The sequence below is a fragment of the Micromonospora foliorum genome, from assembly GCF_022229015.1.
Taxonomy (GTDB): Bacteria; Actinomycetota; Actinomycetes; order Mycobacteriales; family Micromonosporaceae; genus Micromonospora; species Micromonospora foliorum.
This window is the reverse complement of sequence record NZ_JAKKFF010000317.1, coordinates 1-2,167: the sequence shown is the minus strand read 5'-3', so window position 1 is coordinate 2,167 and position 2,167 is coordinate 1. Positions and strand designations below refer to the sequence as shown.

General features: G+C 68.9%; 2 protein-coding genes and 1 pseudogene. 2 read left to right on the top strand and 1 reads right to left on the bottom strand.

The genetic code is table 11. The features are described from left to right. Window positions 1-311 (bottom strand): annotated as a pseudogene (locus PSH25_RS22305) (CAP domain-containing protein); the annotation flags it as partial. Window positions 312-683: 372 nt separating this feature from the next. On the opposite strand from PSH25_RS22305, the gene PSH25_RS22300 reads away from it, so the two are divergent. Next, the gene (locus PSH25_RS22300; RefSeq protein WP_030487463.1) at window positions 684-878 is read left to right on the top strand and encodes a hypothetical protein; all 195 of its coding nucleotides are present in this window, start codon (window positions 684-686) and stop codon (window positions 876-878) included. 348 nt (window positions 879-1,226) lie between these two features. Continuing rightward, window positions 1,227-2,167: chromosome segregation SMC family protein (locus PSH25_RS22295; RefSeq protein ID WP_238660921.1), on the top strand; the 941-nt coding region annotated here is incomplete at its 3' end.

Genomic DNA, 2,167 nt, shown 5'->3' with positions numbered 1-2,167 from the left:
GCCTCGGTGTGCCAGCTGCCGGTGGCGTCCTGGGTCGGGCGGCTGTCGCCCCAACCGTCGGTCTCGCCTTCGGGCTGGTGGGCCGGCCCGGCGGCGGTGTCGGCCGGCTCGGCGGGGGTCGCCGGGCCCGACTGCCAGCCACCGGTGGGCTGTTCACGGTGCCACTCGTCGCCCGGCTGACCGGGCTCGTCGCCGAAGAGGTAGGCCGAGCGGGGCTCCGGGCGGTCGTGCAGCCAGGCCGGCTCGTCGGTCGGCCCCTCGGCGCGCCGGGGGGCGCCGTTCGGGTCCATCGGATCGGTCCAGCCGTACACGCCTATGCCTCCAGGGGTCGGTTGCGGGCCGGGGTGACGCTACGGCGCGCCTACGACCTGCGGCAACGTGGCTAAGAAAGAGTTAAGGGGAAGTCGGACGCCAGGGTGCGGACTTCCGCGGATCCGGGCGTACAGTAAAGGCGTCCGGACAGAGAGTGTCCGTGCCTTGCGGCAGCCCCCCGACAAGTGGACAGGTCGACGTGGAGATGATCTACGGCCTGCGAGAACTTGACGAAGGAGGGGTTTGCGGCTCAATATATAGGTGTCGCCAGTCGCGCCCGGTCATGCCCAGATACAGCCTGGAATGACAGCCGCGTATGAATTGGGCGCGCGTTGGCCGGCCTTTCCGGCAGCGCATATCAAGGAGTCAGCATGGCGAAGGCCCTCTACGGCCACGTAGGTGCAGCGCCCGACCGGCGTCTGCTCGACGAGGTCACCCGACTGCGTTCCAGGGTTCAGGCACTGGAGTTCGAGATCACGCGTCTGCGTGCCGACAATGATCGGCTCGCGGCGGCTGCGGCGGAGGCGGACGATCTGCTCCGTCTGGCCGAGCCGGCGCTGACCTGATCTCCAGGTCGTAAAAACTGAATCGCACCATCGCAAAAATGCGCGCCGACACCTCTGTGCCGGCGCGTAACACTGTCCGGCACCTTTCGACGGCGAACCATTCATGATCTTGCGATGGGTTCCCCGGGAAGCACGCCTCGCAGTTCCCGAAAAGCGCCTCGACGGATAAGCCGATCATGAAAGGCGTTTGTCTTTCTCGCGGCTGACGGAACAACAGCGCGCCCACTGTCGACGCGACGTGGGGCGGGTCGCGTGCCGGCCCGCTCGCACCGCCGGGTTAGTCTGCGAGTTCACCCAGGTCCCCACAGCCGGCGACGGTACGGCGGCCACCGGACGAGGATCGAGTAGGTGTATCTCAAGAGCCTGACGGTGAAGGGTTTCAAGTCCTTCGCCTCCGCCACGACGTTGAAGCTGGAGCCCGGGATCACCTGCGTGGTGGGCCCGAACGGCTCGGGCAAGTCCAACGTCGTCGACGCCATCGCCTGGGTCCTCGGCGAGCAGGGCGCCAAGGCTCTGCGTGGCGGCAAGATGGAGGACGTCATCTTCGCCGGCACCGCCGGCCGGGCGCCGCTGGGTCGCGCCGAGGTCACCCTCACCATCGACAACACCGACGGCGCGCTGCCGATCGAGTACACCGAGGTCTCCATCACCCGCCGGATGTTCCGCTCCGGCGAGAGCGAGTACGAGATCAACGGCAACTCCTGCCGGTTGCTCGACATCCAGGAGCTGCTCTCGGACTCCGGCATCGGCCGGGAGATGCACATCATCGTCGGGCAGGGCCGGCTCGATGGCATGCTGCACGCCAAGCCGGAGGACCGCCGGGCGTTCATCGAGGAGGCGGCCGGCGTCCTCAAGCACCGCAAGCGCAAGGAAAAGGCGCTGCGCAAGCTCGACGCGATGCAGACCAACCTCAACCGCCTCACCGACCTCACGGCCGAGCTGCGTCGTCAGCTCAAGCCGCTGGGCCGGCAGGCCGAGGTGGCCCGGCGCGCCGCCGCCATCCAGGCCAACCTGCGTGACGCCCGGTTGCGCCTGCTCGCCGACGACCTTGCCACCCTGCGGACCACCCTGGACCGGGAGATCGCCGACGAGACCGCGCTGCGTGAGCGGCGCGAGCAGATCGAGGGTGAGCACGCCGAGGTGCAGGGCCGTCTCGGCGAGCTGGAGGCCGCCCTCGCGGAGGACGCTCCGCTGCTCGCCGCCGCACAGGACACCTGGTACAAGCTGTCCGCCCTGCAGGAACGCTTCCGCTCGATCGAGCAGTTGGCCCGCGAGCGGCTGCGGCCGCC

Bases quoted from the DNA above. Each gene is read 5' to 3' on its own strand.
- PSH25_RS22300 (WP_030487463.1), top strand. From the start codon at position 684: ATGGCGAAGGCCCTCTACGGCCACGTAGGTGCAGCGCCCGACCGGCGT.